This is a genomic window from Ruegeria sp. A4 (assembly GCF_056543025.1).
Genome location: NZ_JBQGAW010000001.1, coordinates 1,196,614 through 1,210,106 on the forward strand (window position 1 = coordinate 1,196,614; position 13,493 = coordinate 1,210,106).

The 13,493-nt window shown below is 59.4% G+C and carries 16 protein-coding genes; 2 read left to right on the forward strand and 14 right to left on the reverse strand.

The genetic code is table 11. The features are described from left to right. From ACR0E2_RS05955 to ACR0E2_RS05970, 4 genes are read right to left on the reverse strand one after another with little or no spacing between them, the layout of a single operon-like run. Complete coding sequence (locus ACR0E2_RS05955) at window positions 1–474, reverse strand: periplasmic heavy metal sensor (RefSeq protein WP_480445641.1); 474 nt, start codon at window positions 472–474, stop codon at window positions 1–3. After that, the gene (locus ACR0E2_RS05960; RefSeq protein WP_480445643.1) at window positions 471–824 is read right to left on the reverse strand and encodes a hypothetical protein; all 354 of its coding nucleotides are present in this window, start codon (window positions 822–824) and stop codon (window positions 471–473) included. The genes ACR0E2_RS05955 and ACR0E2_RS05960 overlap by 4 nt, the downstream gene beginning before the upstream one ends. Further along, window positions 814–1,431 (reverse strand): RNA polymerase sigma factor, encoded by a 618-nt coding sequence (locus ACR0E2_RS05965; protein WP_480445645.1) that lies wholly within the window; start codon window positions 1,429–1,431, stop codon window positions 814–816. The genes ACR0E2_RS05960 and ACR0E2_RS05965 overlap by 11 nt, the downstream gene beginning before the upstream one ends. Before the next feature lie 6 nt (window positions 1,432–1,437). Further along, entirely contained in the window at window positions 1,438–1,908 is a 471-nt protein-coding gene (locus ACR0E2_RS05970) for an EF-hand domain-containing protein (protein WP_480445647.1), read from the reverse strand. 219 nt (window positions 1,909–2,127) lie between these two features. Between ACR0E2_RS05970 and ACR0E2_RS05975 the strand changes: the two genes are divergently transcribed. Beyond that, window positions 2,128–2,526 (forward strand): DUF983 domain-containing protein, encoded by a 399-nt coding sequence (locus ACR0E2_RS05975; protein WP_171115058.1) that lies wholly within the window; start codon window positions 2,128–2,130, stop codon window positions 2,524–2,526. A gap of 25 nt (window positions 2,527–2,551) precedes the next feature. After that, window positions 2,552–3,253 carry an NUDIX hydrolase gene (locus tag ACR0E2_RS05980; RefSeq protein ID WP_480445649.1) on the forward strand — a complete coding sequence of 234 codons (702 nt, stop codon included), beginning with the start codon at window positions 2,552–2,554 and terminating at the stop codon, window positions 3,251–3,253. 10 nt (window positions 3,254–3,263) lie between these two features. Here ACR0E2_RS05980 and ACR0E2_RS05985 read toward each other — a convergent pair whose 3' ends face one another. From ACR0E2_RS05985 to nuoI, 10 genes are read right to left on the reverse strand one after another with little or no spacing between them, the layout of a single operon-like run. Then, on the reverse strand, window positions 3,264–4,931 hold the full coding sequence (locus ACR0E2_RS05985; protein WP_480445650.1) for a ribonuclease J: 1,668 nt from the start codon (window positions 4,929–4,931) through the stop codon (window positions 3,264–3,266). Then, window positions 4,928–5,707 carry a type III pantothenate kinase gene (locus ACR0E2_RS05990; protein ID WP_152458573.1) on the reverse strand — a complete coding sequence of 260 codons (780 nt, stop codon included), beginning with the start codon at window positions 5,705–5,707 and terminating at the stop codon, window positions 4,928–4,930. The genes ACR0E2_RS05985 and ACR0E2_RS05990 overlap by 4 nt, the downstream gene beginning before the upstream one ends. An 11-nt stretch (window positions 5,708–5,718) precedes the next feature. Continuing rightward, window positions 5,719–6,468, reverse strand: a complete 750-nt coding sequence (locus tag ACR0E2_RS05995) for a biotin--[acetyl-CoA-carboxylase] ligase (protein WP_480445652.1) — start codon at window positions 6,466–6,468, stop codon at window positions 5,719–5,721. 54 nt (window positions 6,469–6,522) lie between these two features. Continuing rightward, on the reverse strand, window positions 6,523–7,965 hold the full coding sequence (gene nuoN / locus ACR0E2_RS06000) for an NADH-quinone oxidoreductase subunit NuoN (RefSeq protein WP_171115054.1): 1,443 nt from the start codon (window positions 7,963–7,965) through the stop codon (window positions 6,523–6,525). A gap of 15 nt (window positions 7,966–7,980) precedes the next feature. Further along, entirely contained in the window at window positions 7,981–9,525 is a 1,545-nt protein-coding gene (locus ACR0E2_RS06005; protein ID WP_171167325.1) for an NADH-quinone oxidoreductase subunit M, read from the reverse strand. Further along, window positions 9,525–11,675: an NADH-quinone oxidoreductase subunit L gene (gene nuoL, locus ACR0E2_RS06010; protein ID WP_480445653.1), complete on the reverse strand. Its 2,151-nt coding sequence runs from the start codon at window positions 11,673–11,675 to the stop codon at window positions 9,525–9,527. The genes ACR0E2_RS06005 and nuoL overlap by 1 nt, the downstream gene beginning before the upstream one ends. Window positions 11,676–11,681: 6 nt before the next feature. Beyond that, window positions 11,682–11,987, reverse strand: a complete 306-nt coding sequence (gene nuoK, locus ACR0E2_RS06015; protein ID WP_005984024.1) for an NADH-quinone oxidoreductase subunit NuoK — start codon at window positions 11,985–11,987, stop codon at window positions 11,682–11,684. 4 nt (window positions 11,988–11,991) lie between these two features. Then, the gene (locus ACR0E2_RS06020) at window positions 11,992–12,594 is read right to left on the reverse strand and encodes an NADH-quinone oxidoreductase subunit J (RefSeq protein ID WP_171115048.1); all 603 of its coding nucleotides are present in this window, start codon (window positions 12,592–12,594) and stop codon (window positions 11,992–11,994) included. Beyond that, window positions 12,591–13,001: a carboxymuconolactone decarboxylase family protein gene (locus tag ACR0E2_RS06025; RefSeq protein WP_152458579.1), complete on the reverse strand. Its 411-nt coding sequence runs from the start codon at window positions 12,999–13,001 to the stop codon at window positions 12,591–12,593. Before ACR0E2_RS06025 ends, ACR0E2_RS06020 begins: the two co-directional genes overlap by 4 nt. Further along, window positions 12,998–13,492 carry an NADH-quinone oxidoreductase subunit NuoI gene (nuoI, locus tag ACR0E2_RS06030; protein WP_152458580.1) on the reverse strand — a complete coding sequence of 165 codons (495 nt, stop codon included), beginning with the start codon at window positions 13,490–13,492 and terminating at the stop codon, window positions 12,998–13,000. The genes ACR0E2_RS06025 and nuoI overlap by 4 nt, the downstream gene beginning before the upstream one ends. Window position 13,493 lies beyond the last annotated feature (1 nt).

The following is a 13,493-nucleotide window of genomic DNA, read 5'->3' on the forward strand; positions in this document are numbered from 1 at the left end:
TCAGTCTCTTTTCTTGTGCCCATGCGGCCCGCGTTTGACGACCTCCTGCAATCGGTCTGCATAGGCCCGCCGCTCATCATCACTCATGGCGGTCACACGTGCCAGCCATTGCGTTTGCAAGGCCTGCTGCAAATCGGCGGTGGCCTGTGCTTGTTGTTGCAACAGAACCTGAACGGCCACCGGGTCAAAGGGCGTTGCACGCAACGCCTGACTGAGCGCTTCAAAATCCTGAGCACGACCCTTGGATCCCTTTTTGTGCAGGCCCGTCAGCTCGCCTCGCATCGCCTTTCGATCATCCTTGGGCAGGGCCCGGTACAACGTGGGGCCGAAGCCGGGCGGTGATTTGGCATGATCCCCACCTTTGAGGCGCAATACGGTGCCCACAGCGACACCGACAACCAGCAGGTTCAGCGCCAGTGACAGGGCCAGGACGACAGGCACCCACCTGCGTTTGGGCTTGGGATCAGCGTTCATTCCGTGCTCTCCAGAAAACTCGAGTCAAATCCAAGGTCGGCCACGAGGAAGGGTGTCTCCTCTGACGTCAACAGGTTGGCCGGGTCCGGCAGAAAGGCCGGTGCGAAAAACCCGATCCAGACCCCGGCAGCACTTGCGGCGACAAGCCCGCCAAGGCCCTGCCATCCTCCTACATTGCTTATCAACCTGTTCCATATCGAAGGCATCGGTTGCGGTGCAGGCGCAAGACGACTGAGGCGAACAGTTTCAGCATCCGTCTGGATGCGCACGGCAAGATCGTCCGGCAGTGTCGGTCGCTGCCGCTGTGCCTGTGCAAACAAATGATCAAGTTCCAGGTCTTCATCCGCCATTGTCATACCCCAGTTCTTCGCGTCGTCCGGCCAAGATCGCGGTCAGGCTGCGCTTGCCTCTTGCGGTCAGGCTTTCAACTGCTTCTACCGAAATGCCCATTATCCCGGCAATCTCGGGGTTGGGCAGCTCTTCAATATGGCGCAGCACGACCGCTTGTCGCTGCCGCTCGGGCAGCTCTGCCAAAGCCGACTGCAAGGCATCCTTGCGCGCCTCGTCCTGCATGCGGTCAACAACGCTGGCCTTGCCATCTTCGGGCTCGGGAACGTCCGACAACCTGTCGGGTGTCTTCTTGCGCCTGATGTCCACGCACAGGTTCAGCGTCACCCGATACAGCCAGGTCGAAACCTTGGCCTGACCCGACACCCAATTCGGCGCCATCTGCCATAACCGCATCATCGCATCCTGCGTCACGTCTTCCGCCTCGGCCCGATTGCCCAACATGCGCAAAGCAACCGAGTAACAGCGTGGCCCCAAACGATCGGTCAGGATCCGTGCCGCCCTCGCCTCGCCGTCGGCGAATTGCCTCAGCAACGCATCGTCGCTGAGTGTGTTCGCGGCGCAATCCGCACCGCGAACATCTTGTGGGTGGGAGGTCAGATCCTCCATCCTGCATCAGTTATCGCTTGCATTCGATTTTTGATGCTTTTTCTTATGGTGCCGTCCCATCCGATCTTTGGCATCGGCAAATTCCTGTTCCGAGATTCCGCCACTGTTGTCCGCATCCATCCGATCAAACATCTTGGCAGCCCGGCGCGGTTTCGGCAACTCATCCTGGCTGAGGAAGCCATCTTTGTTCGCGTCGTTGTTTTCGAACATCCTGGCAACCCGATCGCTGGCTTTCTTCTGGGCGGCAGCCTGCATTTCTTCCTGGCTCAGCTTTCCATCCCCATTGGTGTCCGCCTCGGTGAAACGAGCGGTGCGATGCGCCTCCATCTCTTGTTGCGTCACCTGACCATCGCCATCGGCGTCCAGTTCCTGAAAGGACACCGGCTCGCGGCCACCCGGGCCAGCGGCCAGAACAGAAGTACCGGTAATCGCAACAGCCGACATAACAATGGCCGAGATGAATGTAACGTTTTTCATTTCCGTTTCCTTTTGTTGACGCGGCCCGAGTGCCGCCGCTCATACCCATTCAAACGGGCGGCGCCAGGAATTCCGTCGCTGAAATCGATTTTATTTTTGAAAGGTTCGGGGTCGCCCCATGCCGACGTGTCGGGGAGACGTTGCAAAGCGACGCACCCCCCTTTTAAATTTTCACGATCAGGCCCATTATCCGCAAAAGATTACTGCGCGAGTTACATTATGACGGATCAGACGATCGAAACGACCTCTGAAGATGAGCGTGAGACATGGCCCGCCCTGGTCAAGGGGTTTCGCTGCAAATGCCCCAACTGCGGGGAAGGCAAGCTGTTGCACAGCTATCTCAAGGTCAATGACTCCTGCTCGAACTGCGGGCAGGAGTTGTTTCACCATCGCGCAGATGATGGGCCCGCCTACCTGACAATCCTGCTGGTCGGCCATCTGCTGGCGCCCGCTCTGCACGTGTCCTATGTGCATTGGCGGCCCGATCCGTGGACCATGGCCATCGGCTTTTCCGTCGCCTGCGTTGCCCTGTCCCTGTACCTGTTGCCGCGCCTGAAAGGTGCGGTGGTGGCCTATCAGTGGGCGCGCCGCATGCATGGCTTTGGAAAAACCGCGTGACCCGACCCAGTTGACCAGTTTGGACATGACACCCGACAAAACAGCCATCCGGGACGCAGCAACGGTTATCGTGCTGCGGGACAGATGGACAAACCCCTCTATCCTTATGGGACAGCGCGGGTCCAAAGCAGCCTTCATGCCGAACAAGTTCGTCTTTCCCGGTGGCGCGGTTGATCCGGCTGACGCGGATGTTCCAATGGCAACGGATTTGCCGGATCTGTGCTTTGAACGTTTGGGCGAACAGGCCGAGCCGGGGATTCAACGCGCCCTCGCCGCGGCCGCCATACGCGAGCTTTGGGAAGAAACCGGTCTTGTTCTTGGCCAGCCGGGCACATGGCCCGGTCATGTACCCGACGATTGGCAAAGCTTTGCCGCGTTGGGTTACCTGCCAACCGCGGCTGCGCTTCAGTTCGTCTTTCGCGCGGTAACTCCGCCGGGCCGGCCCCGCCGGTTTGATGCGCGGTTCTTTCTGGTCGACGCCGACGCTTTGCAAGGTGATGTGGATGATTTCAGCCACGCCTCGGATGAGCTGTCGCACCTGCAATGGGTGCCACTGGATCGGGCAAGGGATCTGGATCTGCCGTTCATCACCGAGGTCGTTCTGGCGGAAATAGCGGCCCGGGTTACGTCCCCCGAGCCGCCATCGTCGGTTCCATTCTACAAAAACAACGAAGAAGCCAACCTGTTCCTGCGTCTCAGGGGCTATCCGATGCCAACCCACGACTGACGGATCGGTTTCACCGCATCCGGCTGACCACCACCGTCACTTCGGGTTTTTTGCCAATTTCGGCTTTGGCTGTCTGCCGCACGATGCGGCGCATTTCTTCTTGCAGCTTGTCGTCATCGCGCAGGGTCTTGGCGGCGGCCCGCATCAGGAACTGGTTCAGATCCTCTTCCAGCACTTCGACCAACGCGGCACGGGACGTGCCGGTTTCGGGCAGCCCCATGGTATCGCACCACGGCTCGCCCAGCGGTTCGTCTTCTTCGTCCAGAACCACCGTCACCGTAACATGGCCGTTCAAAGCCATGCGGATACGATCCCGCACCACGCCGTCAAGGGCACCGATCTTCACTGTACCGTCCAGATATGTGCGACCGGTTTCAACATAATCGACGACTACAGGCGCATTGCCGCTGAGATCCAGCATGGTTCCGTTCACCGCCAGCACTCCGGTTCTGCCGCCCTGCTCTGCCAGTTTGACATGCTCGCGCAGGTGCCGGTGTTCGCCATGCATCGGGATCACGAATTGCGGATCGGTCAGTGCGTGCACTTTCTCGAGGTCCGGCCGGTTCGCATGGCCCGAGACATGATAAAGGCCCGAACTGTCATCGACGACATCCACGCCCTTTTCGCTGAGCTGGTTCATGATGAAGATCACGCCCCGCTCGTTCCCGGGAATGGTTTTCGAGGAAAACAGGAACAGATCGCCCTCGGCCAGTTCCAGACCGCGGTATTTGCCACGGGCCAGTTGGGCGCTGGCAGCACGGCGTTCCCCCTGGCTGCCGGTCACGATCAGCATCAGGTTCTGACGCGGAAGGTCCAGTGCTTCCTCGGCGCTGATCACCTTTGGGAAATCCGCAAGAATACCGGTTTCGGTCGCGGCTTCGATCATCCTGCGCATCGCGCGACCCAGCAGGACGACGGAACGCCCGGCCTGTGCACCCGCTTCGGCCAGCGTTTTGACCCGCGCGACGTTTGAGGCAAAGGTGGTTGCCACGACCATGCCTTCCGCGCCTTCGACCAGCTTGACGATCTCGGGGCCAACTTCGGATTCTGAACGCCCCGGATGGGTCGAAAACACATTCGTACTGTCACAGACCAGCGCCTTGATGCCGGGCTTGGCGACCTCGGCCCACAGGTCAGGGTCAAAAGCCTCTCCAACGACCGGAGCAGCATCCAGCTTGAAGTCGCCCGAATGCACGACACGCCCTGCGGGGGTGTCGATGACCAATGCGGCACTTTCGGGAATCGAGTGCGAAACCGGAAGGAAACCAACCGTGAACGGCCCGACGTACACCTGTTCAGGCCAGGCGGAAACGGTCGTTACCGCCTCGGTCGGGTGTGCGTGTTCTTCCATCTTGCGGCGCGCGATATTGGCCGTGAAGGCGCGCGCATAGACCGGCGCGCCCAAAGCTTCATAACAATGGGCCACGGCACCGACATGGTCTTCATGGGCGTGCGTGATGAAAACACCATCCAGCCGGTCGGCACGCTCTTTCAGCCATGAGATATCGGCATAGATGAGGTCAACGCCCGGCGTTGTGTCCATATCAGGAAAAGTGACGCCCAGATCCACAAGGATCAGTCGTTCCTTTCCCGGTTCACCGTAGCCGTACACATAGGCGTTCATGCCAATTTCGCCCGCGCCACCCAGCGGCAGGTAGATCAATCTTTCACTGCTCATACGGAGCCATTATCCTTGTTGTAGCGATGGATCACGGTCAGGCCGTGCATCGTCAGATCATCTTCGATTGCGTCGAACCCCACGTCGGCCTGATCGAACAAGGGGGCCAGCCCTCCGGTTCCAACGACTTTCATCGGCATTCCATACTCGGCCTTGATCCGGGCGATCAGCCCCTCGATCAAACCGGAATATCCCCAATACACGCCCGATTGAATACAACCAACCGTATTCGTACCGATCACCTTGTCAGGTCGGGAGACATCGATATGCGGCAGCGCCGCGGCGCCCTGATGCAGGGCCTCAAGGCTCAGGTTCACACCGGGGGCGATAATGCCCCCCACATATGCGCCGTCAGCGGCGACAACGTCGAAATTCGTTGCGGTTCCGAAATCCACGACAACCACATTGCCACCATGCCGGTCAAAAGCGCCCACGGCATTGGCCAGTCGATCCGGGCCAGGCACCGTGCCTTCATCCACACGCGGCGGGACAGGCAACAGGCAATCAGGCTTGCCCACAACCAATGGCCTGCACCCAAAAAAACGATCGGCGAAGATGCGCAGGTTGAACACGACGCGCGGCACGGTTGAGGCGATGATCACATCGGTGATGTCCGCCTCGATCCCGTAATGCTTCACCAGCGTCGAATACCATGTGAAATAAGCGTCTGCCGTGCGTGCGTGGTGGGTCGAGGTGCGCAGGGTGCACAGGAATTCCTCACCGTCCCAGATCGAAAAGACGGTATTGGTATTGCCGCAATCGATGGCCAGAAGCATCCGCGCCCCTCTCAGAAATAGACATCCGCCGCAGGAATGCTCACGCGGCCTTTGGCGGTGTTTAAGACAAGGTTACCGCTTGCGTCCACCGTTTCGAAGGTTCCAACCGTTTCCGACGTACCGGTCCGCGCGGTGATGACCTCGCCCAACCGGGCCGCGCGGGACAGCCAGGCGGTGCGGATCGGTTCGAACCCATAGGTGACGAACTGGGTTTCATACGCGGCATAGGCCGCGGCCAGTTCGGTCAGAAAATCCTCGGGCGAGACATGCGCCCCGGTTTCCGAAAGAAGCGAGACGGGACGAACCGCGCCGGGCTCTAACGCGTCGGCATCCGGGGCATTGGCCAGGTTCACTCCGATACCGATGGACAGATGCGCCACGCCATGCCCCTGCCCCGTGCTTTCCAGCAGGATACCGGCAAGCTTGCCGCCGTTCAGCAGCACGTCATTGGGCCATTTCAGCGACAGCCCGGCAGCCCGCCCGGTAACGGCGACGCACGCGTCAAAAAGAGCCAGCGCCGCCACGAAACTGCGCAAAGCCGCCTGTTCCGGCGCACCCTGAGGACGCATCAGCAAGGTCGCCGCCAGGTTGCCCATCGGATTGGCCCAGCTTCGTCCGCGCCGCCCGCGCGCCGCCGTCTGGTGATGTGCCATGATCCAGACGGGACCACGCGCATTCGGAGCAATCCGCGCCGCTTCATTCAGCGTGCTGTCGACTTCCTGCACCTCGTGCAGGCCATAGCCTTGGGGCCATTTTGTCATATCAAAAAGGCCCGGTCGCGCGACCGAGCCCCTCTTTCCGGTTGTGCAAAACGATCAGTTGACAAGCGTGGCCGCCGCGGCTGCTGCCGCGCCCTCGACGCCGAACTGATAGAAGATACCGACCAGCATCAGGGCCGCAGACCCCATCAATGCGACCCACAGAACAGGGGTCGACCGGGTTTCGATCGGCTCTTCGTTCTCGGCCCCGAAATACATGTAGAACACGATCCGCAGGTAATAGAAGGCACCGATGACCGAAGCGATGGCCGAGACGACGACCAGACCGGTCAGACCCGCACTGACGCCCGCCTGCCAGACGCCGAATTTCGCAAAGAAACCAAGCATCGGAGGCACGCCCGCAAGGCTGAACATCAGGATCAGCACCGCCAGCGCCTTGCCCGGATCACGCTTGGAGTATTGCCGCAGAGCGTCAATGTCGGTGATGGGTTTGCCGTCACGTTCCATCATCAGAATGAAGGCGAAGGTGCCGATATTCATGGTCACATAGATGGCCAGATACATCAGCATCGCCTTGATACCCAGCTCGGTACCGGCGGCCAGACCAATCAGCGCATAGCCCATATGGGCAATCGACGAAAACGCCATCAGACGCTTGATGTCGCGCTGCCCGATCGCGGCCACGGCCCCCAGCAACATCGACAGTACGGACAGCAGAACAATCACTTGCTGCCAGTCTTCGACAACACCGCCAAACGCGTCATGCAACAGGCGCGCGAACAACGCCATCGCCGCAACCTTCGGCGCCGTGGCAAAGAAGGCCGTGATCGGCGTGGGAGACCCCTCGTAAACGTCCGGCGTCCACATATGGAACGGAACGGCCGAGACCTTGAAGGCCAGACCCGAGATCAGGAAGATCAGGCCAAACAGCAGCCCCAACGAAACATCGCCATGGTGAACTGTCTGGATGATGCCCGAGAACAACGTGGTGCCGGTAAAGCCATAAACCAGCGACGCACCATAAAGCAGCAGCCCCGAGCTCAGCGCACCCAGCACGAAATACTTCAGACCTGCCTCGGTCGATTTCGCGCTGTCACGACGCAGAGCAGCCACGACATATAGCGACAGCGATTGCAGCTCGAGCCCCATGTAAAGCGACATCAGATCGCCTGCGCTGACCATCATCATCATCCCCACGGCGGCCAGTGCCACCAGCAAAGGATATTCAAATCGCAGCAGATCACGGCGCGCCATGTATTCCTGGCTCATGACCAGTACGGCACCCGCCGACAGCAGGATGGCAACCTTGGCAAAGCGGGCAAAGCCGTCATCGACGAACATGCCGTTGAAGGCCACGTTTGTACCGCCGCCCTGAGTTGCAATCCAGATTGCCAGAAGGGCCATAAGACCTGCCGTGGTCCAGACCAGCAGAGGCGCCAGCCCGTCCTTTGTCGTGTAGACAGCCCCCAACAGCGCCGCCATCGCATAAAGCGCCAGAACGATTTCCGGCAGGATGATTGTCAGATCAGCCTGGATCATGTCTCCAAAGCTCCCTTAATGCGAAGCGGCTGTCTGGGTCGCAGCCTCAGCCGCGGCCAGAGCCGTGTCATAGTTCGAAATCAGAGCCGCTGTGGATTGCCCGATTACATCGGTCACCAGCGACGGGTAGACACCCAGCAGGATGGTCATCACGATCAGAGGGGCGAAGATCAACCGCTCGCGCGAGCTCATGTCGGTCATCGCCTTGAGGCTTTCCTTGATCAGATCGCCAAACACGACCCGACGGTAGAGCCACAGGGCATAAGCCGCTGAGAAGATCACACCGGTTGCAGCCACCGCCGTTACCCAGGTGTTGACTTGGAACGCGCCCATCAGGGTCAGGAATTCGCCGATGAAGCCCGATGTGCCCGGCAGGCCTACATTGGCCATGGTAAACAGCATGAAGACCAGCGCGTATGCGGGCATCCGGATCACCAGACCGCCATAAGCCTCGATATCGCGGGTGTGCATCCGGTCATAGATCACGCCGACACAAAGGAAGAGCGCCGCCGAGATGAACCCGTGGCTGAGCATCTGGAAGATCGCGCCATCGATGCCCTGCTGGTTTGCCGCGAAAATACCCATGGTCACAAAGCCCATATGCGCGACTGAGGAATAGGCGATCAGCTTCTTCATATCCTCCTGCACCAGCGCCACCAACGAGGTATAGACAACCGCGATGGCAGACATCCACAGCACCAGATCGGTCATCACGGCCGAACCCACCGGGAACATCGGCAGGCTGAACCGCAGGAAGCCATAGCCGCCCATCTTCAGCAGGATCGCCGCCAGTACGACCGATCCCGCCGTGGGCGCCTGAACGTGGGCGTCCGGCAACCAAGTATGCACCGGCCACATCGGCATTTTCACCGCGAACGAAGCAAAGAAGGCCAGGAACATCAGGGTCTGCATGCCACCGACAACATAAATGCCCAGCACGCTGAAGCCCTCGGACGAGAACTGGTGCGTCATCAGCGCGGCAATATCCGTGGTGCCCGCATCCGCATACATCGCAACCATGGCGACCAGCATCAAGACCGAGCCGAGGAAGGTGTAGAGGAAGAACTTGAAGCTGGCGTAGATCCGATCCTTGCCGCCCCATATCCCGATGATCAGGAACATCGGAATAAGACCTGCCTCGAAGAACAGGTAGAACAGTACCAGATCAAGCGCCATGAAGACGCCCAGCATCAGCGTTTCCAGCAGCAGAAAGGCGACCATGTATTCCTTGACTCGGTCCGTGACATTCCAGCTGGCCAGAATGGTCAGCGGCATGATGAAGGTCGTCAGCAGAACGAACAGGACACTGATGCCATCAACACCCATCTTGTATTTGAGGCCCATCAGCCATTCACCCTCTTCCACCATCTGGAAGCCGGGGTTCGACGGGTCAAAGCCGGTATAGATGCCGATGGAAACCAGGAAGGTTACCGTGGTGGCCAGCAGAGCAATCCACTTGGCGTTCCGCTGTGCCGCCGCATCGTCACCCTGCAGGAACAAGGCCAGAATGCCTGCGGCGATGGCGGGGATAAACGTGACGATCGAAAGGATATAGTCCATTACTGGGCCCCTCCGCCGATCGACATCCAGGTCACAAGGGCCGCGATGCCCAGCACCATCCAGAAGGCATAGGTAAAGATGTACCCGGTCTGCGCTTTGCCGGCGAGGCGGGTGAAGAAGGGAACGACGCCCATTGCTACTCCGTTCAGGAAGCCATCGATTGTATTGCCGTCACCGCGTTTCCACAGGAAGCGGCCAAGCGCTACAGTGGGTTTTACGAAGACCGCATCGTAGATTTCGTCGAAATACCACTTGTTCAGAAGGAACAGGTACAGCGGACGCTGATTTGCAGCCAGACGTGCCGGCAGCGACGTGTTCACGATGTAGAACCAATAGGCCACGACAAAGCCAAGCAACATGGCGACGAAGGGTGAAACCTTGACCCATTTCGGAGCCGCATGCGCATCGTCCAGAACATGGTTGTCAGGCGCCATGTAAAGCGCGCCCTCGCCCGGTTTGCCCGAAAAGACATAGTGATGATCGCCACCCTTGGCATCCTTCTCACCATGACCTTCATCGGCATGGCTGTCAGCCGCGTGGCTTTCATCCGCATGGCTGTCTTCGCCGTGCGAAGCATCCGCCGCCGCATGATCACCGGCCTCGGCATGTTCTGACGCTTCGGCAACCGGAATACCGTAGAACTTGCCGACCTTGTCCGCATGGCCAAAGAAATTGCCATACCAGATCATCCCGGCGAACACCGCACCCAGCGACAAAACGCCCAGCGGCACCAGCATGGTCATCGGGCTTTCATGTGCGTGGTCATGCGTATGCTTGTCGCCACGCGGTTTACCATAGAAGGTCAGAAAGATCAGACGCCAGCTATAGAACGATGTGAACATCGCCGCGATCACCAGCATCCAGAAGGCGTACCCGGTTCCACCCGCATAGGCGCTTTCGATGATCGCGTCTTTAGACAGGAACCCGGCAAAACCGATTGTGGTAAGCGGAATGCCGACACCTGTGATGGCCAGCGTTCCGATCATCATTGCCCAGAAGGTGTAAGGGATCTTTTTGCGCAGACCACCGTATTCCGTCATCTCCTGCTCGTGATGCATGGCGTGGATCACGGAACCGGCGCCCAGGAACAGCAGCGCTTTGAAGAAAGCGTGCGTGAACAGGTGGAACATGGCCGCCGAGTACATGCCGACGCCCGCGGCCACGAACATGTATCCCAGCTGGGAACAGGTCGAATACGCAATGACGCGCTTGATATCGGTCTGTACCAGACCCACGGTCGCCGCGAAGAACGCAGTCGAGGCCCCAAGGAAGGTGATGAACCCGGTCGCGCCCGGCGCGAACTCCATCAGCGGCGACATGCGGCAGACCAAGAACACGCCCGCTGTGACCATGGTGGCCGCGTGGATCAGGGCCGACACCGGCGTCGGGCCTTCCATCGCGTCGGGCAACCAGGTGTGCAGGATCAGCTGCGCGGATTTACCCATCGCACCGATGAACAGAAGAACACAGATCACCTCGACCGCGGTCCATTCGCCCCACAGGAAATGCAGCTCTTCTTCAGCAAGCGCGGGTGCCGATGCGAAAATGTCCGAAAAGTTGATGCTGTCGGTCAGGAAAAACAGCGCGAAGATGCCCAGAGCAAAGCCGAAGTCGCCGACACGGTTGACGATGAACGCCTTCATCGCCGCCGCATTTGCCGAAGGCTTGCGATAGTAGAAACCAATCAGGAGGTAGGATGCGACACCCACGCCTTCCCAGCCAAAGAACATCTGCACAAGGTTGTCCGCCGTCACCAGCATCAGCATGGCGAAGGTAAAGAAGGACAGATAGGCGAAGAAACGCGGCTTATAGCTTTCGCCCTCGCGCCATTGCGGGTCGTGATCCATGTAGCCAAAGCTGTAGAGATGCACGAGCGCCGAAACCGTGGTGACCACGATCAGCATGATGGCGGTCAGTCGGTCCAGACGGATGGCCCACGAGGTCGAGAGCGATCCGCTTTCTATCCAGCGCATGATCTCGATCTGTTGTGTGTGCCCGTCAAACGAGAAGAACACGAGCCATGACAGCAGACAGGCCAGAAACAGCAGGCCCGTGGCCGACCACATGGCCGCTTTCTCACCTATGAACTTCCAGCCAAAGCCGCAGATCAGCGCACCCACCAGCGGGGCAAAGAGGATTGTGGTTTCCATGATCCCTTACCCCTTCATCATGTTGACGTCTTCAACCGCGATGGTGCCGCGGTTGCGGAAGAAGCAGACCAGAATGGCCAACCCGATCGCCGCCTCGGCCGCCGCAACGGTCAGCACGAACAGCGTGAAGACCTGCCCGACCAGATCGCCGAGGAAACTGGAAAACGCCACGAGGTTGATATTCACCGCCAGCAGCATCAGTTCGATGCTCATCAGCAGGATGATGACGTTCTTGCGGTTCAGGAAGAGACCGAAGATGCCGATGACGAACAGCGTCGCCGCGACCGTAAGATAGTGTTCAAGTCCGATCATGGTCTCAAAGTCCCTGCCCCGGTTTCACGTCCTTCAATTCCATCGCCTTGGCCGGGTCGCGCATCATCTGGCCGACGATGTCCTGACGCTTGATGTCCTGACGGTGGCGCAGCGTCAGCACGATGGCACCGATCATGGCTACCAACAGGATCAGGCCCGCCAGCTGGAACAGAAGGAAGTATTGATCGTAAAGAATGACGCCAAGCGCCTCGGTGTTGTGACGGTCCGCCGGGACCGGCTGCGCCAAATTGGCCGCTGCGCCCTGCGCGCTGTCCCAAGCCCCGAAGGCCATGACGAACTGCATCAGGATGACCAGACCGATCAGCAAGGCCAGCGGCATATAGCGCGCCATCTCGGCTTTAAGCTCGGCAAAGTCCACGTCCAGCATCATCACCACAAACAGGAACAGAACCGCGACCGCGCCCACGTAAACGATGATCAGCAGCATCGCCACGAACTCGGCCCCCAGTAGCACGAACAGCCCCGCCGAGGATAGAAACGCCAGGATCAGCCATAGCACCGAGTGCACCGGCTGGCGGCTGATCACCGTGAACAGCCCGCCGGTGATGGCGCTGATGGCAAACAGATAGAAGGCAAAGACGGTCATTGATCCTCATCCTCGTTGTCGCCCATGACCTCTTGCGCCAGATCCAGCGCGCGGGTCATGGCCGGGATGCCGGCAAAGACCGACATCTGACCGATCGTTTCCACGATCTCTTGTTTCTTTGCGCCTGCCTCCAGTGCATGGCGCACAGTCTGGCGTACGGCCGAGTCCGCCTGAGCGCCCTGACAGGTCAGCCCGGCCAGCGTCAGCAACAGGCGAGTCTTGGCATCCAGCCCGTCCTTGTTGACGGTGTTGCCGAACATCATCTCCATGACCTCTTTCGGCATGGTCGGCCACAGCGCCTCGAACCCCTTGGGCGAGAAGCTTTCCATCGCCGGGTTCATCGCCTTGGCCATGTCCTGAGCCTGCTTCATCATCAGCTCGAACGGATTTGTCGGGCTGTCAGTCATCGGTAAGGCGCGTCCAATTCCAGATTGCGGGCGATCTCGGCTTCCCAGCGTTCGCCGTTGTCCAGCAGTTTCTGCTTGTCATAGAACAGCTCTTCTCGGGTTTCCGTCGCGAATTCGAAATTCGGGCCTTCGACGATGGCATCGACCGGGCAGGCCTCTTGGCAGAAACCGCAATAGATGCATTTGGTCATGTCGATGTCGTACCGCGTGGTGCGGCGGCTGCCGTCTTCGCGCGGCTCGGCGTCGATGGTGATGGCTTGCGCAGGGCAGATCGCCTCGCAGAGTTTGCAGGCGATGCAGCGTTCTTCACCATTCGGATAGCGGCGCAGAGCGTGTTCGCCGCGGAAACGTGGGGACAGAGGCCCCTTTTCGTGCGGATAGTTCACCGTGGCCTTGGGGGCGAAGAAATACTTCAGCCCCAGTTTCATGCCGACCCAGAAGTCTTGCAGAAGGAAGTATTTGGCAGCGCGGGTATAGTCAATTTGAGTCATA